The sequence below is a fragment of the Paraburkholderia sp. FW306-02-B genome (genome assembly GCF_058782725.1).
In genome coordinates, this window is the sequence record NZ_JBYSXZ010000002.1 from 2,314,343 (window position 1) to 2,337,551 (window position 23,209).

Annotated in this window: 24 protein-coding genes; 7 read left to right on the forward strand and 17 right to left on the reverse strand. The window is 62.3% G+C overall.

Annotation, left to right across the window (positions count from 1 at the left end; translation table 11 throughout):
- Positions 1-40: 40 nt before the first annotated feature.
- The 5 genes from pcaC to AC3WOG_RS31730 all read right to left on the reverse strand — a co-directional run bounded on the left by pcaC (position 41) and on the right by AC3WOG_RS31730 (position 4,235).
- Complete coding sequence (gene pcaC, locus AC3WOG_RS31710) at positions 41-433, reverse strand: 4-carboxymuconolactone decarboxylase (protein ID WP_492581723.1); 393 nt, start codon at positions 431-433, stop codon at positions 41-43.
- Positions 430-1,221 (reverse strand): 3-oxoadipate enol-lactonase, encoded by a 792-nt coding sequence (gene pcaD / locus AC3WOG_RS31715; RefSeq protein ID WP_492581724.1) that lies wholly within the window; start codon positions 1,219-1,221, stop codon positions 430-432. Before pcaD ends, pcaC begins: the two co-directional genes overlap by 4 nt.
- A 5-nt stretch (positions 1,222-1,226) precedes the next feature.
- A complete protein-coding gene (locus AC3WOG_RS31720; RefSeq protein WP_492581725.1) occupies positions 1,227-2,606 on the reverse strand; it encodes a 3-carboxy-cis,cis-muconate cycloisomerase in 1,380 nt (459 codons plus the stop codon).
- A gap of 257 nt (positions 2,607-2,863) precedes the next feature.
- The gene (locus AC3WOG_RS31725) at positions 2,864-3,523 is read right to left on the reverse strand and encodes a 3-oxoacid CoA-transferase subunit B (protein ID WP_492581726.1); all 660 of its coding nucleotides are present in this window, start codon (positions 3,521-3,523) and stop codon (positions 2,864-2,866) included.
- A 13-nt stretch (positions 3,524-3,536) separates the two neighbouring features.
- On the reverse strand, positions 3,537-4,235 hold the full coding sequence (locus AC3WOG_RS31730; protein ID WP_492581727.1) for a 3-oxoacid CoA-transferase subunit A: 699 nt from the start codon (positions 4,233-4,235) through the stop codon (positions 3,537-3,539).
- On the opposite strand from AC3WOG_RS31730, the gene AC3WOG_RS31735 reads away from it, so the two are divergent.
- From AC3WOG_RS31735 to folE, 3 genes are all read left to right on the forward strand, one after another.
- On the forward strand, positions 4,228-4,677 hold the full coding sequence (locus tag AC3WOG_RS31735; RefSeq protein ID WP_492581728.1) for a hypothetical protein: 450 nt from the start codon (positions 4,228-4,230) through the stop codon (positions 4,675-4,677). The two genes, AC3WOG_RS31730 and AC3WOG_RS31735, sit on opposite strands and share 8 nt — an antisense overlap.
- Positions 4,678-5,612: 935 nt before the next feature.
- Positions 5,613-6,542 (forward strand): LysR family transcriptional regulator, encoded by a 930-nt coding sequence (locus AC3WOG_RS31740; RefSeq protein WP_492581729.1) that lies wholly within the window; start codon positions 5,613-5,615, stop codon positions 6,540-6,542.
- A 124-nt stretch (positions 6,543-6,666) separates the two neighbouring features.
- On the forward strand, positions 6,667-7,305 hold the full coding sequence (gene folE / locus AC3WOG_RS31745) for a GTP cyclohydrolase I FolE (RefSeq protein WP_492581730.1): 639 nt from the start codon (positions 6,667-6,669) through the stop codon (positions 7,303-7,305).
- A gap of 163 nt (positions 7,306-7,468) precedes the next feature.
- On the opposite strand, the gene AC3WOG_RS31750 is transcribed toward folE, so the two are convergent.
- From AC3WOG_RS31750 to AC3WOG_RS31765, 4 genes are all read right to left on the reverse strand, one after another.
- Positions 7,469-8,374 (reverse strand): DMT family transporter, encoded by a 906-nt coding sequence (locus AC3WOG_RS31750; protein ID WP_492581731.1) that lies wholly within the window; start codon positions 8,372-8,374, stop codon positions 7,469-7,471.
- 613 nt (positions 8,375-8,987) lie between these two features.
- Entirely contained in the window at positions 8,988-9,809 is an 822-nt protein-coding gene (locus AC3WOG_RS31755; RefSeq protein ID WP_492581732.1) for an AraC family transcriptional regulator, read from the reverse strand.
- Positions 9,810-9,870: 61 nt separating this feature from the next.
- Positions 9,871-10,797 carry a serine O-acetyltransferase EpsC gene (gene epsC / locus AC3WOG_RS31760; RefSeq protein ID WP_492581733.1) on the reverse strand — a complete coding sequence of 309 codons (927 nt, stop codon included), beginning with the start codon at positions 10,795-10,797 and terminating at the stop codon, positions 9,871-9,873.
- A 157-nt stretch (positions 10,798-10,954) separates the two neighbouring features.
- Positions 10,955-11,188 (reverse strand): hypothetical protein, encoded by a 234-nt coding sequence (locus AC3WOG_RS31765; RefSeq protein WP_492581734.1) that lies wholly within the window; start codon positions 11,186-11,188, stop codon positions 10,955-10,957.
- 315 nt (positions 11,189-11,503) lie between these two features.
- Between AC3WOG_RS31765 and AC3WOG_RS31770 the strand changes: the two genes are divergently transcribed.
- Both AC3WOG_RS31770 and AC3WOG_RS31775 read left to right on the forward strand, forming a co-directional pair.
- On the forward strand, positions 11,504-11,959 hold the full coding sequence (locus AC3WOG_RS31770; RefSeq protein ID WP_492582515.1) for a DUF3005 domain-containing protein: 456 nt from the start codon (positions 11,504-11,506) through the stop codon (positions 11,957-11,959).
- Positions 11,960-12,179: 220 nt separating this feature from the next.
- Complete coding sequence (locus AC3WOG_RS31775; protein ID WP_492581735.1) at positions 12,180-12,785, forward strand: short chain dehydrogenase; 606 nt, start codon at positions 12,180-12,182, stop codon at positions 12,783-12,785.
- A 40-nt stretch (positions 12,786-12,825) separates the two neighbouring features.
- Here AC3WOG_RS31775 and araD read toward each other — a convergent pair whose 3' ends face one another.
- The 7 genes from araD to AC3WOG_RS31810 all read right to left on the reverse strand — a co-directional run bounded on the left by araD (position 12,826) and on the right by AC3WOG_RS31810 (position 20,947).
- On the reverse strand, positions 12,826-14,586 hold the full coding sequence (gene araD / locus AC3WOG_RS31780; protein ID WP_492581736.1) for an L-arabinonate dehydratase: 1,761 nt from the start codon (positions 14,584-14,586) through the stop codon (positions 12,826-12,828).
- A 16-nt stretch (positions 14,587-14,602) separates the two neighbouring features.
- Positions 14,603-15,529, reverse strand: coding sequence for an ABC transporter permease (locus AC3WOG_RS31785; RefSeq protein ID WP_492581737.1), 927 nt, complete (start codon positions 15,527-15,529; stop codon positions 14,603-14,605).
- Entirely contained in the window at positions 15,529-16,407 is an 879-nt protein-coding gene (locus AC3WOG_RS31790) for an ABC transporter permease (RefSeq protein WP_492581738.1), read from the reverse strand. Before AC3WOG_RS31790 ends, AC3WOG_RS31785 begins: the two co-directional genes overlap by 1 nt.
- Entirely contained in the window at positions 16,404-17,483 is a 1,080-nt protein-coding gene (locus tag AC3WOG_RS31795; protein ID WP_492581739.1) for an ABC transporter ATP-binding protein, read from the reverse strand. Before AC3WOG_RS31795 ends, AC3WOG_RS31790 begins: the two co-directional genes overlap by 4 nt.
- Positions 17,484-17,544: 61 nt before the next feature.
- The gene (locus AC3WOG_RS31800) at positions 17,545-18,714 is read right to left on the reverse strand and encodes an extracellular solute-binding protein (RefSeq protein ID WP_492581740.1); all 1,170 of its coding nucleotides are present in this window, start codon (positions 18,712-18,714) and stop codon (positions 17,545-17,547) included.
- Positions 18,715-18,974: 260 nt separating this feature from the next.
- Positions 18,975-19,913 (reverse strand): SMP-30/gluconolactonase/LRE family protein, encoded by a 939-nt coding sequence (locus tag AC3WOG_RS31805; protein WP_492581741.1) that lies wholly within the window; start codon positions 19,911-19,913, stop codon positions 18,975-18,977.
- A 92-nt stretch (positions 19,914-20,005) separates the two neighbouring features.
- Positions 20,006-20,947, reverse strand: coding sequence for a dihydrodipicolinate synthase family protein (locus tag AC3WOG_RS31810; protein ID WP_492581742.1), 942 nt, complete (start codon positions 20,945-20,947; stop codon positions 20,006-20,008).
- A gap of 473 nt (positions 20,948-21,420) precedes the next feature.
- Between AC3WOG_RS31810 and AC3WOG_RS31815 the strand changes: the two genes are divergently transcribed.
- Positions 21,421-22,125, forward strand: coding sequence for a helix-turn-helix transcriptional regulator (locus tag AC3WOG_RS31815; protein WP_492582516.1), 705 nt, complete (start codon positions 21,421-21,423; stop codon positions 22,123-22,125).
- On the opposite strand, the gene AC3WOG_RS31820 is transcribed toward AC3WOG_RS31815, so the two are convergent.
- Positions 22,109-22,426, reverse strand: coding sequence for a helix-turn-helix domain-containing protein (locus AC3WOG_RS31820; RefSeq protein WP_492581743.1), 318 nt, complete (start codon positions 22,424-22,426; stop codon positions 22,109-22,111). The two genes, AC3WOG_RS31815 and AC3WOG_RS31820, sit on opposite strands and share 17 nt — an antisense overlap.
- 152 nt (positions 22,427-22,578) lie before the next feature.
- Between AC3WOG_RS31820 and AC3WOG_RS31825 the strand changes: the two genes are divergently transcribed.
- Positions 22,579-23,172, forward strand: a complete 594-nt coding sequence (locus AC3WOG_RS31825) for an acyl-homoserine-lactone synthase (protein WP_492581744.1) — start codon at positions 22,579-22,581, stop codon at positions 23,170-23,172.
- The last annotated feature ends 37 nt before the right edge of the window (positions 23,173-23,209 follow it).

Genomic DNA, 23,209 nt, shown 5'->3' on the forward strand with positions numbered 1-23,209 from the left:
CGCGCGCCGTGTTGCCTGCGCGCGCTTCGTGCGGTCATCGTTACGGCGTCGCTGCGGCGTCGTCTTCGCGGAACAGCTTGTCGGCGAGGTGAAACGCCGAATTAGCGGCCGGCACGCCGCAATAGATCGCGGTTTGCAACAACACCTCCTTGATCTGCTCGCGCGTGACGCCGTTGTTCTTCGCGGCGCGCAAATGCAAAGCAAGCTCTTCGCTGCGATTGAGCGCGACCATCATCGCGATCGTCAGAAGGCTGCGCGTATGACGCGGCAAGCCTTCGCGCGTCCAGATTTCGCCCCACGCATAGCGAGTGATCAGGTTCTGGAATTCTTCAGTCAGCTCCGTGCGGTTCGCCAGCGACCGGTCGACGTGCGCGTCGCCCAGCACCGCGCGGCGCACGCCAAGTCCGGCTTCGTAACGGTCTTCGTCGTTCATCGCGGCCCCGTCAGGAAGTCGAGCACGGTCTTCGTGAAAGCATCCACTTGCTCGATGTTGGAAATATGCGCGGCGTCCAGCTCCACGTAACGCGCGCCCGGAATCGCCGCCGCCAGTGCGCGGCCCTGCTCCGGCGTCGCGGCCAGATCGTGCGTGCCGCTGATCACCAGCGCCGGCACCTTGATGCCGGGCGCTTCAGGGCGCAGATCGGTAGCGTCGATTGCGTCGCAATTCGACGCGTAGCCTTCCTTGTCCGTGTGCACGAACACGTCGCGGATCATCGCCAGGACGACCGGCTCGCGCTCGATAAAGTCAGCGGTGAACCAGCGCGGCAATACTACATCCGCCAGCGCGAGCATGCCTTCCGTGCGGGCTCTCGCGGCGCGCGGCACCCAGACTTCGGGCGAACCAATGCGAGCGGCGGTGTTGCTCAGCACGACACGCTCAAGACGATTCGCGTGGCGCGCGGCCAAGGCGACGCCGGTCAGGCCGCCCATCGACACGCCGCAGAAATTCGCGCGCGCGATCTTCAGCGTGTCCATCAGGCCGAGCACGTCGCCGGTCAGCTGGTCGATCGTGTACGGGCCTTTCGGCGCTTCCGAGTGACCATGACCGCGCGTGTCGTAGCGCAGCACGCGGAAATGTTTTGACAGCGCCGCTACTTGCGGCGTCCACATCGACAGATCGCTGCCGAGCGAATTCGACAATACGATCCACGGCGCGTTGCCGTGGCGGTCACCGTCGATTCGATAATGAAGCTCGGTGCCGTTGACTGCGGCGTAGGGCATGCCGGTTACTCCTTGGAGGTGGCGCGCTTGGCGCGCGTGGTATGAAGTGCCAGCGCGGCATCCACATAAGCGTGTGCCTGGCCGACGTATTGAGCGGGGTCGAGCAGCTTCTGCAAGCGCTCGAGCGGAAGATGTCCGGTGACGGCGGGGTCCGCCGAGAGTACCTCGAAGAGCGTCTGACCGTCGCGGATCGCCGCCTTCGACGCGCGCTCGACCAGGTGATGCGCATCGAGCCGGCCAATGCTGTCGCCGAGCGCGAGCATCACCGCTTCGCCGAGAATCAATCCGTGCGTGACGTCGAGATTCGCGGCAAGACGCGGCACGTTGACGTTCAGGCCGGTGGCGATCTGTTCGATGTTGGCGAGCGCGCCGCCTGCCAGGCGCGCGAGATCGGGCAGCGCGTCCCATTCGGCTTGCCAGCCGCCGAGCGCGCGCTCGTGTTCCTGCACCATGCCGGCGAACACTGTGGCAACCAGCCCGGGGGCGCGGGTCGCGGCGGTCAGCACCGCCGCGCAGCCGACCGGGTTGCGCTTATGCGGCATCGTCGACGACCCGCCCTTGCCTGCCGCAGCGGGCTCGGCCAGTTCGTCGATTTCGGTTTGCATCTGCAACGAAATATCGCGCGCGATTTTGCCGAGCGTGCCGATCAGCATGCCGAACAACGAGGCCGTGTCGGCGATGCGATCGCGTTGCGTGTGCCACGGCAAAGCGGGCACGGTGAGATCGAGTTCTTGAGCGAGGGCTTGCGTGACTTGCGGTGCGGCGTCACGCAAGCTGGCCAGCGTGCCCGCCGCGCCGCCGAATTGCAGCACCAGCACGCGCGCGCGCAGCGCATCGAGCCGTTCGCGGTGGCGCAGCAGCGCATCGAGCCATTGCGCGAATTTCAGACCGAGGGTGATCGGCAGTGCCTGCTGCAACCACGTACGGCCGATCATCGGCGTCGCGCGATGCGTGGCGGCAAGCTTCGCCACCGCGTCGCAGGTGGATTGCAAGCCACGGTCCAGCAAATCGAACGTGTCGCGCAGTTGCAGCACCGTCGCCGTATCGATGATGTCCTGACTCGTCGCGCCCCAATGGACGTATTTCGACGCTTCGGCATCGGCGGCTTTCACACGCGCAGTGAGTTGCTTGACGAGCGGAATCGCGAGGTTGCCGCCGAGCGCCGCGTCGCGCGCCAGCGCGTCGGCGTCGAGTTGATCGGCCTGGCAGGCTGCTTCGATCGCGGCTACCGCGGTTTGCGGAATCACGTTATGCGCGGCCGTTGCCCGGGCGAGCGCCGCTTCGACATCGAGCATCCGTTGCAGGGTGGCACGCGGCGCCCAGATGTCGTTCATCGGCTGCGTGCCGCAAAGGAGTCCGGTCAGACGGGCGCTGGAGTCGAGCATGATGGACGATGATCGAGGGAATCGAAGGTGAAGGTTTTGTCGCGGCGCTCGGGATGCTGCGAGACGCGCCTTACGCACAGTCCGTTTAGACAGTAGACAGCGTACCGCACACGGCGTTGCGGCGTATTGTGCGCCGAACGCGGCCGGGCGTCATTTGTGCTGTCGCGTCACGCGCATGGAGCGTGCCTCATGCGCGTTTGTGTGGCGGTGTGACGTTCGAGTCGCCTTTCGGCGCCGCTTTTAGCCGCGCTTTACGGTTACGCCGCGCGAGCCGATTGGGTGCCGTCGATCAGCGGCACGCCGGTCAGTTTGTGCAGTGCATCGAAATCGATGTCCGAGAAGATCTCGCGCACGACGAGGCCTTGACCGGTGACGTCGATCATCGCCAGATCGGTGTAGATGCGATTGACGCAGGCGATGCCCGTTACCGGATACGTGCATTCGGCGGCGATCTTGCTTTCGCCCTGCTTGGTCAGGTGCTCCATCATCACGTAGACCTGCTTCGCGCCGATCGCGAGGTCCATTGCACCGCCGACGGCTGGAATGGCGTCGGGCGCGCCGGTATGCCAGTTCGCGAGGTCGCCCTTCACCGACACCTGGAAAGCGCCGAGCACGCAGAAATCCAGATGGCCGCCGCGCATCATTGCGAACGAATCCGCATGATGGAAGTAGGCGCCGCCCGTGCGCAGCGTGACGTGCTGCTTGCCGGCGTTGATCAGTTCGTCGTCTTCCTCGCCGGGCGCGGGCGCGGGGCCCATACCGAGCAGACCGTTTTCGCTGTGCAGGAAGATTTCCTTGTCGGCGGCGAGGTGGTTGGCTACCAGCGTTGGCACGCCGATGCCGAGGTTCACGTAGGCGCCTTCGGGGATATCCAGCGCAACGCGCTTGGCCATTTCATCGCGGGTCAATTTTTTCATGTCGGTCTCCGGGTCAGGCGGCGGTGGCGGCTGCGTTTTGATGTGCCGCTTGCGGCACTTCGATCACGCGCTGCACGAAAATGCCGGGCGTGACGATCACTTCCGGATCGAGTGCGCCGAGCGGCACCACTTTCGACACCTGAACGATCGCGGTTTTGGCCGCGCTTGCCATGATCGGTCCGAAATTGCGGGCTGTCTTGCGATAGACGAGGTTGCCCCAGCGATCGCCCTTGTACGCCTTGATCAGCGCGAAGTCAGCGTGCAGCGGCGCTTCGAGCACGTAGTGCTTGCCGTCGATGAGGCGGGTTTCCTTGCCTTCGGCGAGTTTGGTGCCGTAGCCGGTCGGCGTGAAGAATCCGCCGATGCCGGCGCCTGCTGCGCGGATGCGTTCGGCGAGGTTGCCTTGCGGCACCAGTTCGAGTTCGATTTCGCCGGCGCGATAGAGCGCGTCGAACACATACGAATCGGTTTGGCGCGGGAATGAGCAGATGATTTTGCTCACGCGTTTGGCTTTGAGCAGCGCCGCGAGGCCGATGTCGCCGTTGCCTGCGTTGTTGTTGACGATGGTGAGGTTACGCGCGCCTTGTTCGATGAGCGCGTCGATCAGTTCGGACGGCATGCCTGCCGTGCCGAAGCCGCCGATCATGACGGTGGCGCCGTCGTGGACGTCGGCGACCGCCGATTGAAGTGACTCGAAAATCTTGTTGATCATGTCGAATTTCCTTTTAGGGCGCTGCGTGCCGCTTTGGCTTTCGCCTTTGCAGGCGGGCTTTATGCGGGACGGTCTCCGGGCCGTTTTGCCCGGCTATGCTTGCCGGGCGGAAGCGCTGGTTCATCGCCTTGGGTTTGTTCGCTATATGAACTGTGATTCGATTAGCGAACGTTCCGGCGGATTATGGTTGCCCTTCGGGCGGGTTGTCAAGGCAGGGGAATCCTTAATCATAGGTTTTTGCCTACCGGATTGGGGTAGGGTTTTGCGGGTTTTTGCCTTTGGCGGCGGCATTGGTTGTGTGCCTTGCGGCGGTGGTCCTTTCCTCGATTTTTTTGCCCTTCCGGGGGGTTTTCCCTTTTTGCCTACAGCGGTGGTCTTTGCCTGGTTTTTTGCCTGCGCGGCGCTTTATGTCTGTGTGCCTGCGGCGGTGGCCTTTCCTTGATTTGTTAGTGGTCTATTAGCGTCGCCCCTGTGCGGGGCAGGCACTTACTTTCTTTGCCGCCGCAAAGAAAGTAAGCAAAGAAAGCGGCTTCACACCGCTAATTCTTAAGCGGGTCCCCTGGCTTGGAGGAGGCAGTGGAGCATCTGGAATCGGTGTTCCCGCACACTCCGCGCTGGTGACAAGGCAGTCATTCTTCCGGCGGCGCTGCGCGCGCCGCAGCGGTACTTCTCAAAACCGATTGGGCGTACGCGCCTCCCGCTTCATTTTTCCGGCCTCGCACTGCGTGCTCGCCGGAACGGTCTGCCGGGGAAGCCAGTGGCTTCGTTTGCGCGCGGTGGGGGCCATCGGCTTCGCCTTGGCGAAGCACCCGAATGTACGAGTGCGGACCATCACGCGTAGCGAAGAGCCGGTACGACAGTGAGGATTGGCAATGCAACGGCGCGCCACCGCGCCGGACAAAACGCGAGCGCCGCGCCGAGGCATGGGGGACGCAAGGGTGAGCCACCGCGCGGGGCAAAATGTTGACGCGAAAATGGAGGTCGGTTTTGTGAAGTACCGCGGTGGCGCGCGCAGCGCCGCCGGAAGCATGACTGCCTTGTCACCAGCGCGGAGTGTGCGAGAACACCGATTCCAGATGCTCCACTGCGTCCTCCAAGCCAGCAGACCCGCTTCAAAGCTAGCGGTGTGAGCCGCTTTCTTTTGCCTACTTTTCTTTGCGGCAGGCAAAGAAAAGTAGGTGCTGCCCCGCACAGGGGCAACGCTAATAAACCAATAACGAAAGAAAAACCCACCGCCATAGGCACACAGACAGAAAGCGCCGCGCAGGCAAAAAAGAAAACCAAACCCCAGGCTTACCCCACTATCCAACCCACCAATTAACCCCCTACCCTCTATACAAATAACGAATACCCCTCCATCGCGCCGCAGGCAAAAAAATGCCAGACCTATCTCTAGACCTAAACCTGATCCCCTACCTGGTAGCAATGGAAGACACCCGCAATGTCAGCCGCGCGGCGGAGCAGCTAGGAGTAAGCCAACCACGCGTCAGCACCGCACTAGGCCGCTTGCGGGAGTACTTCGACGACCCGCTCTTCGTGCGCACATCCCGCGGCATGGAACCCACACCGCGGGCGCTGGCGATCCTCCCCGCTGCCCGTGACGCGCTCCTGCGTATCGAAAAAGGCATGCTCGACGTGCAAGACTTCGACCCCGCAACCAGCACCCACACCTTCTCCATCGCGCTATCCGACGTCGGCGAAATCGTCTTCTTGCCGCGTCTGCTGCAACTCTTCGCCGAACGCGCACCCAACGCAAATTTGCGCTCGGTGTCGCTGTCGCCCTCGCATGTCGAACGCGGACTCGAATCGGGTGACGTCGATCTGGCCGTCGGCTATTTCCCCGACCTCTCCGGCAACAACTTCTTCCAGCAACGTCTCTTTACCCATCGGTTCATCTGCCTGATGCGCACGGGTCACCCACTCTCAAAAGCGCCACTCACGCTGCCCCAGTACGTGGCGTCAGGCCACGCGGTGGTCCGCGCCGAAGGACGCAGCCAGGAAGTGCTCGAGCTATACCTCGAAAAGAAACGCATCAAGCGCCGCGCCGTACTCGAAACGCCTCACTTCATGAGCCTGCCGTTCATCCTCGCGCGCACCGATCTGCTCGCGACAGTGCCGCACGCGATCGGCTTCGCGTACGTGTCGGAGCACGCGTCGATCACGCTCGTCGAACCGCCGCTACCGTTGCCGCGCTTCGATCTGCGGCAGCACTGGCATCGCAAGTTTCATAACGATCCGCGTGCGAGCTGGCTGCGCGGCGTCGTCGCCGAACTCTTCAACGACGCTAAGGACGAGTGGCCGAAATAGCCACGCACCCCGACAGCGAACGGTGACATCAGCACGACCCGGTGCAAAACATGGAACAATGGCCTCACTCATTGAACCCGCGCGCTCCATTTAGCGTCGACGCGCGATCCCAGAGGAGCGACGGATGACCAGCAGCAAGGCAAAGAAAACCAAACCCGCAGCCGCACCGGAACGCCCAAGCCGCGCGGAAGCTGAAGCAGCGGTACGCGTGCTGCTGCGTTGGGCCGGCGACGATCCGCAGCGCGAGGGTCTCCTCGATACACCGGCGCGCGTGGTGCGTTCCTATGATGAGTTCTTCGCGGGCTATCAGATCGATCCGCGCGAGCTCCTCGCCCGCACCTTCTCCGAAGTGGACGGCTACGACGAAATGATCGTGCTGAAAGACATCCGCTTCGAAAGCTATTGCGAACATCACATGGTGCCGATCATCGGCCGCGCGCATGTCGCCTATCTGCCGGGACATCGGGTGGTCGGCATCTCGAAGCTGGCGCGTCTCGTCGATGCGTTCGCCAAGCGTCTGCAGATTCAGGAAAAAATGACGGTGCAGATCGCCGACACGTTGAACGACGTGCTGCAACCTGAAGGCGTCGGCGTGATTCTCGAAGCCGCACATCAATGCATGTCGACACGTGGCGTACATAAGGCCGGCGTCACGATGGTCACCTCGCGCATGCTCGGCACGTTCCGAACCGATCCGTCGACGCGTCGCGAATTTCTGGCGATCGTCGGTAATCCGGGCGTGGTCTCGGTCGCCAATACGTAAGCGGCGAGACCGGTAGCGCTACGGCATCGAATGCCACTTAGTGCTCCTCTGGCGTTGCCGCGCGTCGCCCGTATCCGGCCAACGCGGCGAGCAATGCGGCCATGCTTCATGCCGCAGTCTTGAACCGCCGCTCGATGCCTCCCGATGTCGCTCGAGCCGCGCCTTACGCTGTGCTGCGCGCCGTACGCATCTGGCCGAACGTAGCGAGCAGCACTGCACCGAGCACGCACGCGACGCCTGCGAGTTGCGCCGCACTGACCGGCTCGCGCAACACGACAGCGGCCAACGCGACCGCGCTGACCGGCACGAGCGCGGTTATCAGCCCCGCCTCCGCGCCGCTGATACGCGCGGCGCCCGCATACCAGAGAACGAAGCCGGCGACGGTCGGCACGAGCGCGTAGTACACCACGCCGCTCAGCGCGTTCGCATCGAACGGCAGGTTCCAGGGTTTTTCGAAACATGCCGGCACGATCGCGACCGCGAAGCCGATACCGCACATCAAGGCCGACAACGGCAACGCCGCAACGGGCGTGCGCAACTTGCGATTGAGCAGGATGAACAGTGCCTCGCAGACAATCGCCGCGAACACCAGCGCGTTACCCGTCAGCGAACTGGCCGCATGCGGCGCGGCAAAATCGTCTATATGCACGGTACACATCAGCACACCCAACGTCGCGAGGACGATTGCGCCGATCAACGCGGGTGCGGGCCGCTCGCCGAGCGCGAGCATCGCGACCAGCGCGGAGACAGCCGGCAAGGTACCTGCGATCACACCCGCATCGGCCGCCGAAGCAAGCTTCATACCGCTGATCAGCAACACCGTATAACCGACGCTACCCGCGCCGGCCTGGGCGATCACCAGCAGCGTGTCACGCCGATCGAGACGCGGCCAGCGCACGCCGCGCCAGCGCATCACTAGCACGAACACCGGAAATGCAATCGCAAAACGCAACGCGGTCGCGCTGAACGGCGGCAATCCCGCCGCAATCGATTTGCTGACGACCACCGTGCTGCCGACGCCGATCATCGCCAGCGCGCAGAACAGGTATCCCGCATAGCGCGAATTCATGCTGCCATCCTTATTCGTTGGAGTGAGCAAGCAGATTAGAGGCGGGGGAGGCGGAAGGTCTTGAACGAAATTGCAGCGACGCGAGCTTGGCGTACGGTTCAGGAAGTACCCGCCGACGCAAAGCTGGATTACGGCTTTAGGAAGTGCCTGCCGGCGCGAACCGGGCAAACGGTTTCAGAAAGTACCTGCGGGCACGAGCCCGGCGTACGGTTTAAGAAGTACCTGCGGGCTCGAACCCGGCGTGCGGTTTGAGAAGTACCTGTCGGCGCGCAGCTGGCGCATGGTTTGAGAAGGACCTGTCGGCGCGCGCAGCGCCGCCGGAAGCATGACTGCTTTGTCACCAGCGCGGAGTGTGCGAGAACACAGATTCCAGATGCTCCACTACCGCCTCCAAGCCAGGAGACCCGCTTAAGAGCTGGCGGTGTAAAGCCGCTTTCTTTTGCCTACTTTTCTTTGCGGCAGGCAAAGAAAAGTAGGTGCCGCCCCGCACAGGGGCAACGCTAATAAACCACTAACAAAGCAAGGAAAGGCACCGCCGTAGGCATAGAGAACGAAGCACCGCACAGACAAACGGAACAAGAAAAGACCAACGCCGTAGGCAACCAGAAGAACCTCACCGCATTGCCGCAGCATACCCCGCCGGCGTAACCCCAAGCAGCCGCACAAAAGCCCGCGTCATATGACTCTGATCAGAAAACCCAGCAGCGGCAGCAGCATCCACAAGCGGTACACCACGCGCGATGAGTTGCCTCGCGAGCCCAACACGCCGCTGCATCCGATAAGCGTGAGGCGGCAGCCCGATCTCATGAGCGAAGCCTCGCAGCAATTGAAATCGGCTCAAGCCAGAATCCACAGCAAGATCAGCAAGCGTAAGCGCTGACGAAGGATCATCATCAATACGAGCCTTGGCACGTGCAATCGGCCCCAACGCACCCACCGAAGACGAACGCGCATGCATAGTCGCGTGACGCCTCACAAGATACCTCAGCAACCCAAGCAACGCTTCTTCGCGCACCAGATCGTCGGGCACGAATTGCGCTTCAACAGAAACCGCGAAGAGCCGCTCAAACAGCACTTTCAGCAATGGATCCCGCGCGACGGGCTGCGTAAGCTCGATCTCCTGCGTCGAAAACGCGCCCAGTTCTCCGGCCACACTGTCCAGCAAAGAAGGCTCGAAGTACAGCATGCGCCATGCACGGCCACGCTCATCGAGCGGACTGCCATCGTGCACTTCACCGGGATTGACCATGATCGCGTCGTTCGCGCGCGCTTCGACCACACCGCGCCCGCTCGCCGATCGATGTCCGCCGCTGACGATCACACCTACTCCGAAGCGATCGTGCGAATGACGTGGAAACGAGTGCGCGGTTTCGGCCACCGTCGCTTCGACGCCGGCAATCGCGCAACGAGGCATATGAACACGGCCGCGCGACATGGACTCGCTCCTCAACCGGGAAACGGCAAACTGCGCACCAACGCGCAAGCCAACGCGCACATCAACGGCGCGCCTCATCACTACGGTCGCCTTCGCGAATCTTGCCTTGCGAGACGCTACTGCCCGGCGGCACGCTATGCGTGAGCCACACATTGCCGCCGATCACCGAGCCGCGCCCGATCGTCACGCGGCCGAGAATCGTCGCGCCGGCGTAGATCACCACGTCGTCCTCGACGATCGGATGGCGTGCGTTGCCCTTGACCAGCGTACCGTCGATATCGGCGGCAAAGCTCTTCGCGCCGAGCGTCACCGCCTGATACAGACGTACGCGCTCGCCGATGATCGCGGTCTCGCCGATCACGACGCCCGTGCCGTGGTCGATAAAAAAGCTCGGCCCGATGCTCGCGCCCGGGTGAATATCGATGCCGGTCGCCGAATGCGCGATCTCGTTGATGAAGCGCGCCAGCAAGGGCACACCGAGCCGATGCAGCGCGTGCGCGAGACGGTGGTGCGTCATCGCCCACACGCCCGGATAGCAAAGCAGAATTTCGGTGATGTGCTGCGCGGCCGGATCGCCGGTGAAGGCGGCCTGAATATCGCTGACCAGCAGCGCGCGAATGCCCGGCAACTGCGTGCCGAACTCGCGCGCGACATTGAAGGCGCGCTCCTTCAGTTCCGCCTCGGGCGTTTCGCCGAATTCGGGCAGAAAGCGCAGTGCGCGGCGAATCTGTTCGGCGAGCAATCGAAGGGTGCTTTCGAGCGTATGGCCGACGTAGTAATCGACGGTTTCGTCGGTCAGATCGGGGGCGCCGTAATGCGTGGGAAACAGCGCCGCCCGCAGGCCGGCGACAATGCCGGCCACGGCTTCGCGCGACGGCAACTCGCGAATGCCGAGTGGATGGCGCGTGCGATGCAATTCTTCGCGCGACGCGCGCAGGTCCGCGACGATCTGTTCGAGACCCCAGTTGTGGGAAGGCACGTTAGGCATAAAAGGACGGCGCCGTGCCGTGGGCACGGTTCGGAGTGATTGTCCCGAGAGATTACCGCGTTTTTCCGCAGCTCGCGCGACGCCGCGCGGCTGCCATGTAGTGGCTGCGCGGTTGCCGCGCCGCAACCGCGCGCAGCCCGCCGCCGCTGGATGCGATTCAGATAGTGACGCTGCTCGCGTCGATCCAGCGCACCGCCCAGTCGCGCGCGTGCGCAATGGCGGCTGCTTCGTCGGGAAAGCGCAGATCGGTGGGAAAAAAACGGTTGGCGACCAGTTCGCCGTCGCTCGAGCGAGAGATGACCACATAAGCTTGCCAACTGCCATCGCCCGCGCGCGCCGGCGCGCAATTCAGCAAGTAGCCGCGATGTGTGAATGCAGCATCGAAATGCATGTGTCACCCGCCCTGACGGCCCCGTAAAATGTTTTGAGTTAGCGCGCCGCCGTTCCATGCCCGCCATGCTGAAACAGCCAGGCAAATGTCGTCGATTTAACAGCGCTCCGCTCGCCGGAGTAAGATCATACTCTGTAGAAAATAAGCGTCCATTAAAAAAAACGAAAAGAATCTCGGGCGCAATCGCCAGGTGAAAGCCCCCTTCCGCCTAGCCGCGACGCAGTCGCGGCGCAACTCGGACGCGCACAGGCGTCGCGCTTTACGGAACGGGTTTTGCTGTACTTCAACCATGTCCTCTTCACCGGAGAAAACATGATGAACAGCACCGATATCAACAAGCGAGCAGACGCGGCCAGGCTTCCGGGCGCCGCTCGCCCAAGCACGGCGGAACTGCACAACGATCGCACGCACGACAGCACCGTCGACACCGACGGCAAGAACCGCGAGGCTGCACGAATCGCGAGCCACAGCCCGATTGCCGTCGACGAAATCATCACCAGCAATGCGACCCTCAGCAACAGCGTGCCGGAGTCGCACGACGGCATGGCCGGCTTCGACAGCCGCGTCGGCGGCAATCATCTGCTGCTGGCGCTCGAACCGGGCTACACGGTGATCGACAAAGGCATGATCGAACCGCAAGCGGCATATTCAGCCGATCATCAGTTCGACGACCCGCGCCCGGTCGGCAGCCACAGCGAACGCGGCCGCAGCCATTACGCCCTTAATCATCTCCGGCCCACGCGCGTGATTGAATTACATCGGGCGACATAAATCGTTCCCGCTTTGCGCGTGGCTTACTCATACGTTTGAATCTAGCCGCAGACACCTATTAATAAAGGATCTATTAAGCGCATACCGTTTGAATGGCGGTGTGCGCTTAATGTCTGGATTAGAAACCCCTGGTTGCAGGACCTGCACGCCATAGAGGCTTTTTCCGCTCATCCAATACCGACACAATGGCCTGCACATTTAACCCTCAACGGAGCAACAGATGAAAAAGATCGTGGTGATCGGCGCAACCGGCACCGTCGGCCAGGCAGTGACAGCGGAATTGAAGGCGCGCCATGAAGTCATCGAAGTGGGCGCGACACGCGGCCAGTATCGCGTCGACAGCACCGACCCGGCGAGCATCGAGCGGCTCTTTCGCGAGATCGGCAAAGTGGACGGCGTGGTGACGACCACCGGCAAGCTGCATTTCGGCCCGCTGCCGGAGATGAGCATCGAACAGTTCTGGGTTGGACTGCGCGACAAGCTGATGGGCCAGATCAACGTGGTGCTGGCCGCCCAGCAATACGTGAATGACGGCGGCTCGTTCACGCTGACGAGCGGCATCGTCGGCGACGAGCCGATTCGCAAAGGCGCGAATGCAACCACGGTGAATCTGGCCCTGGAAGGTTTCGTGCGGGCCGCCGCGATCGAACTGCCGCGCGGCATCCGCATCAATGTGGTGAGCCCGACGGTGCTGACCGAATCGCTCGACGCTTTTGCACCCTACTTCCGTGGCTTCGAGCCCGTGACGGCTCAGCGCGCGGCATTGGCCTATGTGCGCAGCGTCGAAGGCGCGCAAACGGGGCGCGTATATCGCGTGGGCTATTGATTGGGTCACCGATTGCGGTTTTGAACGGCCCTAAGCAAACTCAGTGAATCTCCGGCTCGCCGGCTGCGTCCGCCTCCGCGTTCGCGCCGCCGCGCTGCAAGAAATCGAAATCGCATCCTTTATTCGCCTGCATCACATGTACCTGATGCAGCGCGCCGTAGCCGCGTGTAAAGCGCGGCGCGGGCTCGACCCAGGCGGCCTTGCGGCGCGCCAGTTCGTCGTCGGATACCAGCAGATCGAGCTTGCGTCGCGGCACGTCGAGTTCGATCAGGTCGCCGTTCTGCACCAACGCAAACGGCCCGCCGATGAACGACTCCGGCGCGACGTGCAACACGCAGGCGCCGTAACTCGTCCCGCTCATCCGTGCATCCGATATGCGCAACATATCGCGTACGCCTTTTTGCAGCAACTTCCGCGGGATCGGTAGTTGCCCCCATTCGGGCATGCCCGGAGCACCCACCGGCCCAGCGTGCTGGAGCACGATCACGCTGTTTTCGTCGATGTCGAGCGCGTCGTCGTCGATGCGTGCGGCCATGTCGTTGTAATCCTTGAACACCACGGCGCGCCCGGTATGCACCAGCAGCCTCGGCTCGGCGGCGCCCGGTTTGATGACGGCGCCGTCAGGCGCGATGTTGCCGTGGAGCACCGCGAGGCCGTTATCCGGCAGCAGCGGTGCGCTGCGGCGGCGAATCACGTCGTCGTTGAAAATCTTCGCGCCTTCGAGGTTTTCGCCGAGCGTTCGGCCGTTGACGGTTTGCTGCGAGCGGTCGATCAGGTCGCCCAGTTCGGCGAGCATCGCCGGCAAACCGCCCGCGTAGAAAAAGTCTTCCATCAGATACGCGCCGGTCGGACGGATGTTCGCGAGCACCGGCGTGCGGCGCGCCAGCGCGTCGTAGCGATCGAGCGTCAGATCGATGCCCGCGCGGCGCGCTAACGCGATCATGTGGACGATCGCATTGGTCGAGCCGGATAGCGCGAGGCAGGTGGTCACCGCGTTGTCGATCGAACCGGCGGTGATCAGGTCCGATGGCTTCAGGTCCTCCCATACCATCTCGACAATTCGCATGCCGGTTTTCGCCGCCATCTGCGCGTGCCGCGAATCCACCGCGGGAATCGACGCGAAGCCGGGCAGCGTGAAGCCGAGCGCTTCGGCGGCGCTCGTCATCGTCGACGCGGTGCCCATCGTCATGCAGTGGCCGGGCGAGCGCGCAATGCCGCCTTCGACGCCTTGCCAGTCCTCCTCGGTGATCTTGCCCGCGCGCAGATCGGCCCAGTACTTCCAGGTGTCCGATCCGGAACCGAGCGTCGCGCCGTTCCAGTTACCGCGCAGCATCGGCCCGGCGGGCAGGAAGATGGCCGGCAGATCCATCGAGATCGCGCCCATCAGCAAGGCGGGCGTGGTTTTGTCGCAACCGCCCATCAGCACGGCGCCATCGGCAGGATACGAACGCAGCGTCTCCTCGGCCTCCATCGCGAGGAAGTTGCGGTAGAGCATCGTGGTGGGCTTCTGGAACGGCTCGGCGAGCGTCTGCACCGGCAGCTCGACCGGAAAGCCGCCGGCCTGCCAGATGCCGCGCTTCACTTCCTCGACACGCTGCTTGAAATGCGTGTGGCAAGAATTGATCTCGCTCCACGTGTTGAGGATCGCGATCACCGGTTTGCCCGCATATTCCTCGCGGCTATAGCCCATTTGCGCGGTGCGCGAGCGATGGCCGAACGAACGCATATCGTTCACCCCATACCAGCGATGGCTGCGCAACTCTTCTGGCGTTTTTCTCTTCGTCAACGTCTGCTCCACCATGTCCGTTCAATTTGCGTCAGCGCTTCTGTTCCTTCACACGCGACACGATCTGCGTCGGGCTGACGAATTGCAGCGCGATCAGCACCCAGATCAGCGTGATCGCCATGTAGATCATCGCCATCGCGTCGATCGACTGCGGTGCGCGCACGCCGGTTGAAAATACAGCGTAGTACAACGCGACCACCAATGTTTGCGTCGCGGGGCCGGCCGTAAAAAATGTCAGCTCGAACATGCCGATAGTGCGCACCAGCACGAGCAGGCCGGCCGCCAGCATGCCGGGCACCAGCAAAGGCAGCAGCACGTAGCGGAAATAGCGGAAGGTGTTGGCGCCGAAAATGCGCGCCGCCGCTTCGAGATTCGGATCGATCTGTTCGATGAACGGCGTCATCACCAGAATCACGAACGGCAGTGCGGGCACGAGATTCGCGAGAATCACGCCGCCGAGCGTGCCCGCCAGACCGATTTTGTACATCACGGTCGCCATTGGAATGCCGTACGTGACGGGCGGCACCATCAACGGCAGCAGGAAAATCAGCATGGCAATGCGCTTGCCCGGAAATTGCACGCGCGCAAGCGCATAGGCCGCAGGTACGCCGAGCAGAACCGACAACAGCACCACCGCGCCGACCACTTCAACGGTGACCCACAACACGCTCGCCAACTGGAAGTCGCGCCACGCCTGCGCGTACCAATGCAGCGTGAAGCCTTGCGGCAACAAGGTGCCGAACCAGCGCGTCGCCACCGAGTTGACCGCGACCGTCGCGATCAGCAGCACCACGTTGACGAGGAAAAACACCATCGCGCCCCACACCAGCACGAGCCACGCGCGGCCCGGCCAACTGCCGCGTTGTTTGATGCGCTTGCTGGGTTGCCGGGCGCCGTCATCGCCGTTTGACGATGACGCGGCCCACGAAGGATGTGCCACGTGGTGATCGGTTGCCATCAGCCTTTGCCTCCCGTCACCGGGCCGCTGTAGAAAAAGCGGCGGGCGCCGAGCATCGCGGCGACCACCACCAATTGCACGAAGCCCATCACCATCGCGATCGCGGATGCAAGCGAATAGTCGTAGCTCTCGAACGCGGCTTCAGCCGCGGCAATCGACATCACGCGCGTCGGGCCGGCGGGCGCACCGAGCAGCACCGCCGATGGAAACACCGAGAATGCCTGCACGAACGACAGGCACGCGGCCATCGTCAAACCCGGCACCAGCAGCGGCAAATAGATGCGGCGAAACTGCTGCCACGGACTCGCGCCGAGCGTCGCCGCGGCGCTTGCCAGCGTCGGATCGATGCCCGTTACGTACGACAGCGTCAACAGAAACGCAAACGGAAAGCCCGACACGATCAGCGAGATCAGCACGCCCCAGAAGTTATGCGTGAGACGCACTTCATCCGTATAGAGATGCAGGCCTTGCAAGGCTTGCGGAAACCAGCCGTTCGGGCCGAAGTACGTGAGCATGCCGTCGGCGATCAGCACGGTTCCGAGCGTGACAGGAATCACCAGCAGCGTCGTGACGAACTTCTGATAGGGTGAATTGCGGCGCAGCGCGAACGCCACCGGGACCGACACGCCGACATTGATGAGCGTCGCGGGCACCGCGAGCTTCAACGTGACGATGATGGTCGGCCACATCGACGTATCGGTGAAGAACGCCAGATAGTTGGCCCACAGGCCGCCGCCGTTCATCGGCCGGAACGACAGCACCAGACCATACGCAAACGGATAGATGAACAACGCGACGACGAAGATCAAAGCAGGCGCAACCAGCCACGCTTTGGTGTCGCGCGGCGCAAGTGGCGGCGACAGCATGCCCGTGCTCATGGCGCGTCTTCGTCATAGACGAGCGTGCGTGACGGCGCCACGCGCAAGCCGATTCGCTCGCCTTGCTCGAACTCGCCCGCGATACGCGCCCACAACTCGCCGAATGCCGTCTTCACGCGCAATAGCGAATCGTGCCCGCCGTATTCGACCGTGGTCACCAACGCGTCGAACGCGTTTTCCGCACCCGGTCCGGCACGTTCCATATCCTCGGGACGCAGCGCGACGCTCACGCGCTTGCTATTGAAACCGGCCATCGGGGTGCCGATCAGACGCACGCCGTTCGCGCTTACCGCAACGCCTTCGCCCTGCATGCCTTCGAGCGTGAATTCGACCACATTGCGATAACCCATGAAGCGCGCGACGTGCAAGTTCTGCGGCCGCGTATAGACCTCTTTCGGCGTCGCGATCTGCTGTACCACGCCCTCTTTCATCACGACGATGCGGTCCGCCATCGACAACGCTTCGTCCTGATCGTGCGTCACGTAAAGGGTCGCGCGTTCAAGCTGGCTATGGATGCGGCGAATCTCGGCGCGCATTTCGATGCGCAGTTTCGTATCGAGATTCGACAGCGGTTCGTCCATCAGGATCAGCGGCGGTTCGATCACGATGGCCCGGGCAATCGCCACGCGCTGCTGCTGACCGCCCGAAAGTTGGCCGGGCAGCTTGCGTTCATGACCGACCAGTTGTACGAGCTGCAACGCCTCACGCGCACGCCGCACGGCTTCGCTCCTGCCGACTCCGCGCATCTTCAAACCGAAGCCGACGTTGTCGAGCACCGTCATGTGCGGAAACAGCGCATAGTTCTGGAACACCATGCCGAAGCCGCGCTTTTCCGGCGGCAGCACGTCGATGCGTTGGTCGTCGAGCCAGATGCCGCCGCCGCTTAACGGCTGCAAACCGGCGATGCAATTGAGTGCCGTCGATTTGCCGCAGCCCGACGGTCCCAGCAACGCGATAAACTCGCCGCGCCGGATATTCAGATCGAGCCCTTGCAACGCCGCGATCGCGTGGCCTTCCGCATTCGTGAAACTGCGGCTCACCGAGTCGAGCCGCAACTGCTCAAAGTGATGGTTCATGGCGGTTTCCCGATACGAATGACGCGCGAATCGCGACGGCCTCACCGGACTACATGGCCGACTACCTGGTCTTCTGCGCGCCGACCTCGCTGTCCCATTTCCTGAAAGCCGCGACCATCGCGGTCGCGTTCAGCGGCAATACATGCGGACGCTCGGCTAGCAGCTTCGCGTACTCGGGCCGCCCGTACTTCTTCAGCACATCCTGGCTGTGCGCCGGCGCCTGTTCGACGCTCACGCCCTTGATCGCGGGACCGGGATAGAAGTAACCGTCGTCATAGGTCATCGCCTGCTGTGCCGGTTCGAGCATGAAGTTCATCAGCTTGTAGAGCACGTCGAGCTTTTCCTTCGGCACGCCCTTTGGAATCACCATGTAGTGCGCGTCGTTCACCCACGTCATGTTGTCGAATGCCTGTACGCGGAACTCCTCCGGCACGATGCCGAGCGCGCGCGGATTGATGTCCCAGCCGGTCACCGTCACGGTCATGTCGCGCGTGCCCTCGCCGAGTTCTTTCATCACCGCCGAGGTGCCACCCGGATAGTAAGGAATGCAATCGTTCAGTTGCTTGAGGAAAGCCCACGTCTTGTCCCAACCGTGAATCGGGTCTTGCGGATCTTTATCGCCGAGCACGTACGGCAGCCCCATCAGGAACGTGCGGCCCGGACCCGAATTCGCCGGGCGTGCGTAGATCAGCTTGTCCGGATGGGCCTTGCACCATTGCAGCAATTGCTCGGGCGTCTTTGGCGGATCGCTGACTTTGGCGGGGTTGTATTCGATCAGCGGACCAGCCGGCATATACGCGACTTCGAGGCCGAAGCCTTGCGCGAGATCCTGCATCTTGCGCGGACCCGGCGCGTATCTGTCGAGCACGCCGGGGAATGCCGCCGCACTGTCGGGCAGCAACTTCATCCATAGGTTCTGTTCGATGCCGGCGGCCAGTGCGTCGGTGCCGGTCAGCACGAGGTCGATGTCAGAGCGGCCCGCGGCCTGCATCGCCTTGATCTTGCCGGGCAGTTGCGGCGCCGGCGCGTTCGTGAACGTGAGGTTGGCGATAAGGTTTGGATACTTCGCCTTGAACGCCTCGAAGCCCTTTTGTGTGAGCTGAAGATCGCCGGCGACGTCGACGATGTTGAGCGTTACCGGATCGGCCGCGTGCGCCGCGGATGCAAAGGCGGCGCTCGCCGCGAGACATACGGACACCAGCCTGAGCGCCAGTCTGCCAGAAACAGTCATTGCGTCTCCTCGCTTCTTCGTATGGAAGTCCGCCGGTCGAATGCGGTGCTGGCGGTGTCTTTCTATCAATGCAACATAGCGAAGCCCAACTGCTGATGTCAAGCAAATTAATGCTAGTACGGCGCTGCTCGGAAAATCAGCTATTTATGCCGCAAGTCTTTATCTTTCAATGATTTTTTTGGCCTAACCAAGGGCAAACCCGAGGCCCGATGGCGACTTGAATTAGTACTTGTTAGGCAACTTCGAATTCGACCGGGTATTCACCCGCCCTGCATCCCCTGCGTGTTCACATAAAGCGAATACAACCCATGGCTTGCCGCCATGAACAGCCGGTTGCGATGCCGCCCGCCGAAACAGACGTTCGCGCAGCGCTCCGGCAAGGCAATGTGGCCGATCAACTCGCCTTGCGGCGTGAAGACGCGCACCCCGTCGAGCTCATCGTGGCCCATGCCCCAGCCGCACCACAGATTGCCGTGGATATCGACGCGAAAGCCGTCCGGCGTGCCCGGCCCGGCGTCGATCAGCACGCGGTTGTTCGAGAGCGCGCTGCCATTGCCGCCGACATCGAACGCGCGAATCTTGCGCGGCTCGCCCCGCGATTCGACCACGTACAGCACGGACTCGTCCGGCGAAAACGCGAGTCCGTTCGGTCCCAGCACGTCGTCGGCGACCACCGTGACTTCGCCGGATTGCCCATCGATACGATAGACGCACGCGGCCAGTTCCGACGCCTGCCGCTCGCCCTCATAGAAGCTGTCGATGCCGAAGGTCGGATCGCTGAACCAGATCGAGCCGTCCGATTTCACGATCACGTCATTCGGCGAATTGAAGCGCTTGCCGCGATAACGATCGGCGAGCACGCTAATCGAGCCGTCGTATTCGGTGCGTGTCACGCGGCGTGTCAAGTGCTCGCATGTGACGAGGCGCCCCGCGCGATCGCGCGTGTTGCCGTTCGCATTGTTCGACGACTGACGAAACGTCGTGACCGTGCCGCTCGGCTCATCCCAGCGCAGGATGCGGTCATTGGGAATGTCGCTCCACAGCAGATAGCGGCCGTCGCCGAACCAGACCGGCCCTTCCGACCAGCGCGCGCCCTGATACAGACATTCGACCGAAGCGGACGCGAGGGTCAGCGCCTTGAAGCGCTGATCGAGGATATGAATGGCGGGATCGGGATAGCGTCGGCTGTTATCGCTCATGCTTGTGCTTTGGGTGATTGAAGGTTGCAGGCGGAAGCGGGTTGACGCTCTGCTCGTCGCACCCGGCGAGCCGCCGCGAGGCGAATGCGCCGTCAATGCGCCGCGGACGACCCCGCGAACTGACGCTCCAACGCGAGCAATGCCCGCGCCGCATGGCCGATCTTCGCATGATGTTCGGACGGCGTCGAACTGAGCAGCGGCAGGATCGGCCCCATGTCGGCGATCTTCGAGAACGTGACCGCGTCGTGCAACACGCGAATCAGCGAGATTTCGTCGCGCAGGGTTTCGAGCGGCATGAACGCGTCGTATAGGCGCTGGGCCTCGACATGATCTCCCGTTTTGACAGCGTGCAGAAGAGCCATGACCATGCGCGGCGCGATGCATCCCGAGCCCGTGGTCCAGGCGGCAAGACCGAACTCGCGCAAATGGACGAGCGCCGGCCGCTCGCCCATGCCCGACACCACTTTGGCAGCCGGCACGCTTTGCAGCAAGCGGCGCAGATAGGGGTCGTCCGCCGGATTTTCGCGAACGATCGCGTATTTCACGGCCAGCAGCGTGCCGCGCTCGATCAGGCGCGCCAGCGTCTCCACCTCAACATAGCTTTCGCTCTTGATGTACAGCGTGAGCGGAATGCCCGCCGCGTCGACGACGCGCGTCAGTCCCGCCGCGACGCCTTCGGAGGTCGTAAAGCCGCCGAGCGGCAACACCATCGCGGTTCGATAACGGGTTTGCGCGAGAATGCGCGCCTGATCGAGCATCTTGCCGTAGTCCGGGCCGATGGCCGGGATCACGCGTGTGGCAGGGCCCGCGCTGTCGGCCAGCAGGTCCAGCAAGTCCCGATATTCGCTGACGGCGCTGTGATAGAGATTCGCGTTGCCGCCGTACAGCAGGGTGCGCACACCACCAGCCTCGACGTGGCGGATCAGTGTGCGATTCTCAACTGCATCCAGCGTGTAATCGGCGCGGCGTGCCAGCGGCGGCACCGCCATGACCGAAGCGGCGAACTCGCAGTCGAGGATCGGAGAATCGTTCATGACGCCTCAAACGGGAACGGGGTTCGACGTTTAAGGTAGCACCGGGCGCGGATAGGTATCAAACAACTTTGAAAACGTTTGCGGCCTGCTTAGAATCCAGCATTAATTTCCTGATAAAACCGAATTAAGGTCTTTTTTTCCGAATTCCCGTAAGTGCAGTGATTGTCCGTGTGATTGAAAATGTATCTTACCAATCGAAAGCGGCTGGGCCAAGCCGCGAAAAATTAACCGCTATATTCCTGTGTTTATAGCAACGGAACCAAAAAAATCCGATATAAAGAGCAAATCGTGTGTTCCTTCGCACAAGCCACGCCGCAGCCGTTTCTTTCAAAATCCAGGCCGGATTTGCAAAGTAATTTTTAGTGATAGATTGTGGCGATAAAACAGCCGGACGGCAGGCCGTACCGCAATTAACCGCAACGGGTAGTTTGCGATCTGAGAGAGTTAAATTGTCGCTACACTTTATCGAGCAGATGGCTCCGTTACTGAACGCCGCGGATGAAGCGGAATGGTTCGGTGCCATCGCAAGGCTTGCCGACACATGGGGTTTCGATCGGATATTGATCGCCATGCTGCCGCGCCCGACCATTCGCCTCGAAGACGCCTATGTGCGCAGCACCTATGCGCCGACGTGGCGCCGCACCTATGACGAGCAGGGGCTCATGCACATCGACCCGACTGTTGCGCATTGCGCGACGCGCGCAACGCCGCTGATCTGGTCACCGGACATTTTCATGACCGCCCCGCAGCAATCGATGTATGAGGAAGCCCGCTCGCACGGCTTGCGCGCCGGGGTGACGTTGCCGATCCATGGGCCGAACCAGGAGGCCGGCATGATGTGCTTCGTCAATGACAGCAATCCGACCGAGGCATTCTGGCGCCATGTCGACGTAGCCCTGCCGAATCTCGTGCTAGTGCGCGATCTGGTGATCGACACCAGTCAGCGCCATTTGAATACGCACACCCAGACCTTATTGCCCAAACTCACGCCGCGCGAACGCGAATGTCTGAAATGGACCGCGCGCGGCAAATCCACCTGGGAAATTTCCCATATCCTGAGCTGTTCGGAAGCCGTCGTGAACTTCCACATGAAAAACATCAGGACGAAATTCGGTGTGAATTCGCGGCGCGCGGCGGCCGTCATCGCCGCGCAGCTCGGACTTATTGACCCGGGTTGAGCAAGGCGGCGGCGTCGCGGCTGTGCAGCACCCGCTCGGCCCGGCCGAGATCGGCGTCGGAAACGGTCTTGGTGAAGTAAAGGCCCAGCAGGATCGACACCGGCGCCGGGATTTCAGCGCCCGATTCGAACCGGCTGCCGCGCGATTGCGTCACGCCGAAGCGCGCCCAGAAGCGGCGCTGGCTCTCTTTTTTCTTCTTGCGGTAAGCGATGATCAGAACGCGATCCACCGCTGACGACGGTTCCGCAGGGCGGGGCTGGATGCCGGTTTGCGGTTGCCAGTGATTTTCGAGAATTTCCATGTCGTGTCCTGTCGGTTGATTACAGATGCTTATCTCGATTTTGCTTTACCCGATAAGCATGCACACCTATCCAGGTAGGTAGGTGGCAGAACGATTCAAAATGCATAAGTTTTCTTGCGTATTGGGTAACCCAACACGTTCAGGAGAACGTCATGCAAACAGCGATCCGGATTGGAATGCGTCAGGAATTTGACAACGCGGACATCAACGAGATGTACCGCCTGCGGGCTCGGGTTTTTCACGGGCGGCTCGGGTGGGACATCCCGACCATCGCGGGCATGGAAATCGACGGCTACGACGCGCTCGGGCCGCACTACATGCTGATTCAGGGCGACGACCACCACGTGCGCGGCTGTTGGCGCCTGATGCCGACCGAGGGCCCGAACATGCTGAAGGACACTTTCCCGCAGTTGCTGCACGGCGCGGCGGCGCCGGTCGGGCGGCATATCTGGGAATTGAGCCGGTTTGCGATCGAAACGGGCGGTGAGGAACAGTCGTTCGGTTTTGCCGACCTCACGATGCAGGCGATTCACGAGCTCGTGACGTTCGCCGACCGGATGGGCATTACGCGCTACGTCACGGTCACCACCACCCCGATCGAGCGGCTGCTGCGCAAAACCGGCATCGAGATCAGCCGGCTCGGCTCGCCGTTGCAGATCGGCGTGGAGCGCGCGGTGGCGCTGGATATCGCGGTCAGCCCGAAAACCCGCACTGCCCTGTTCGGGCCGATGGCCGTGGCAGCGTAGCCACAAGAAGCCCGGGCCGATACCGGACCGCGAATGC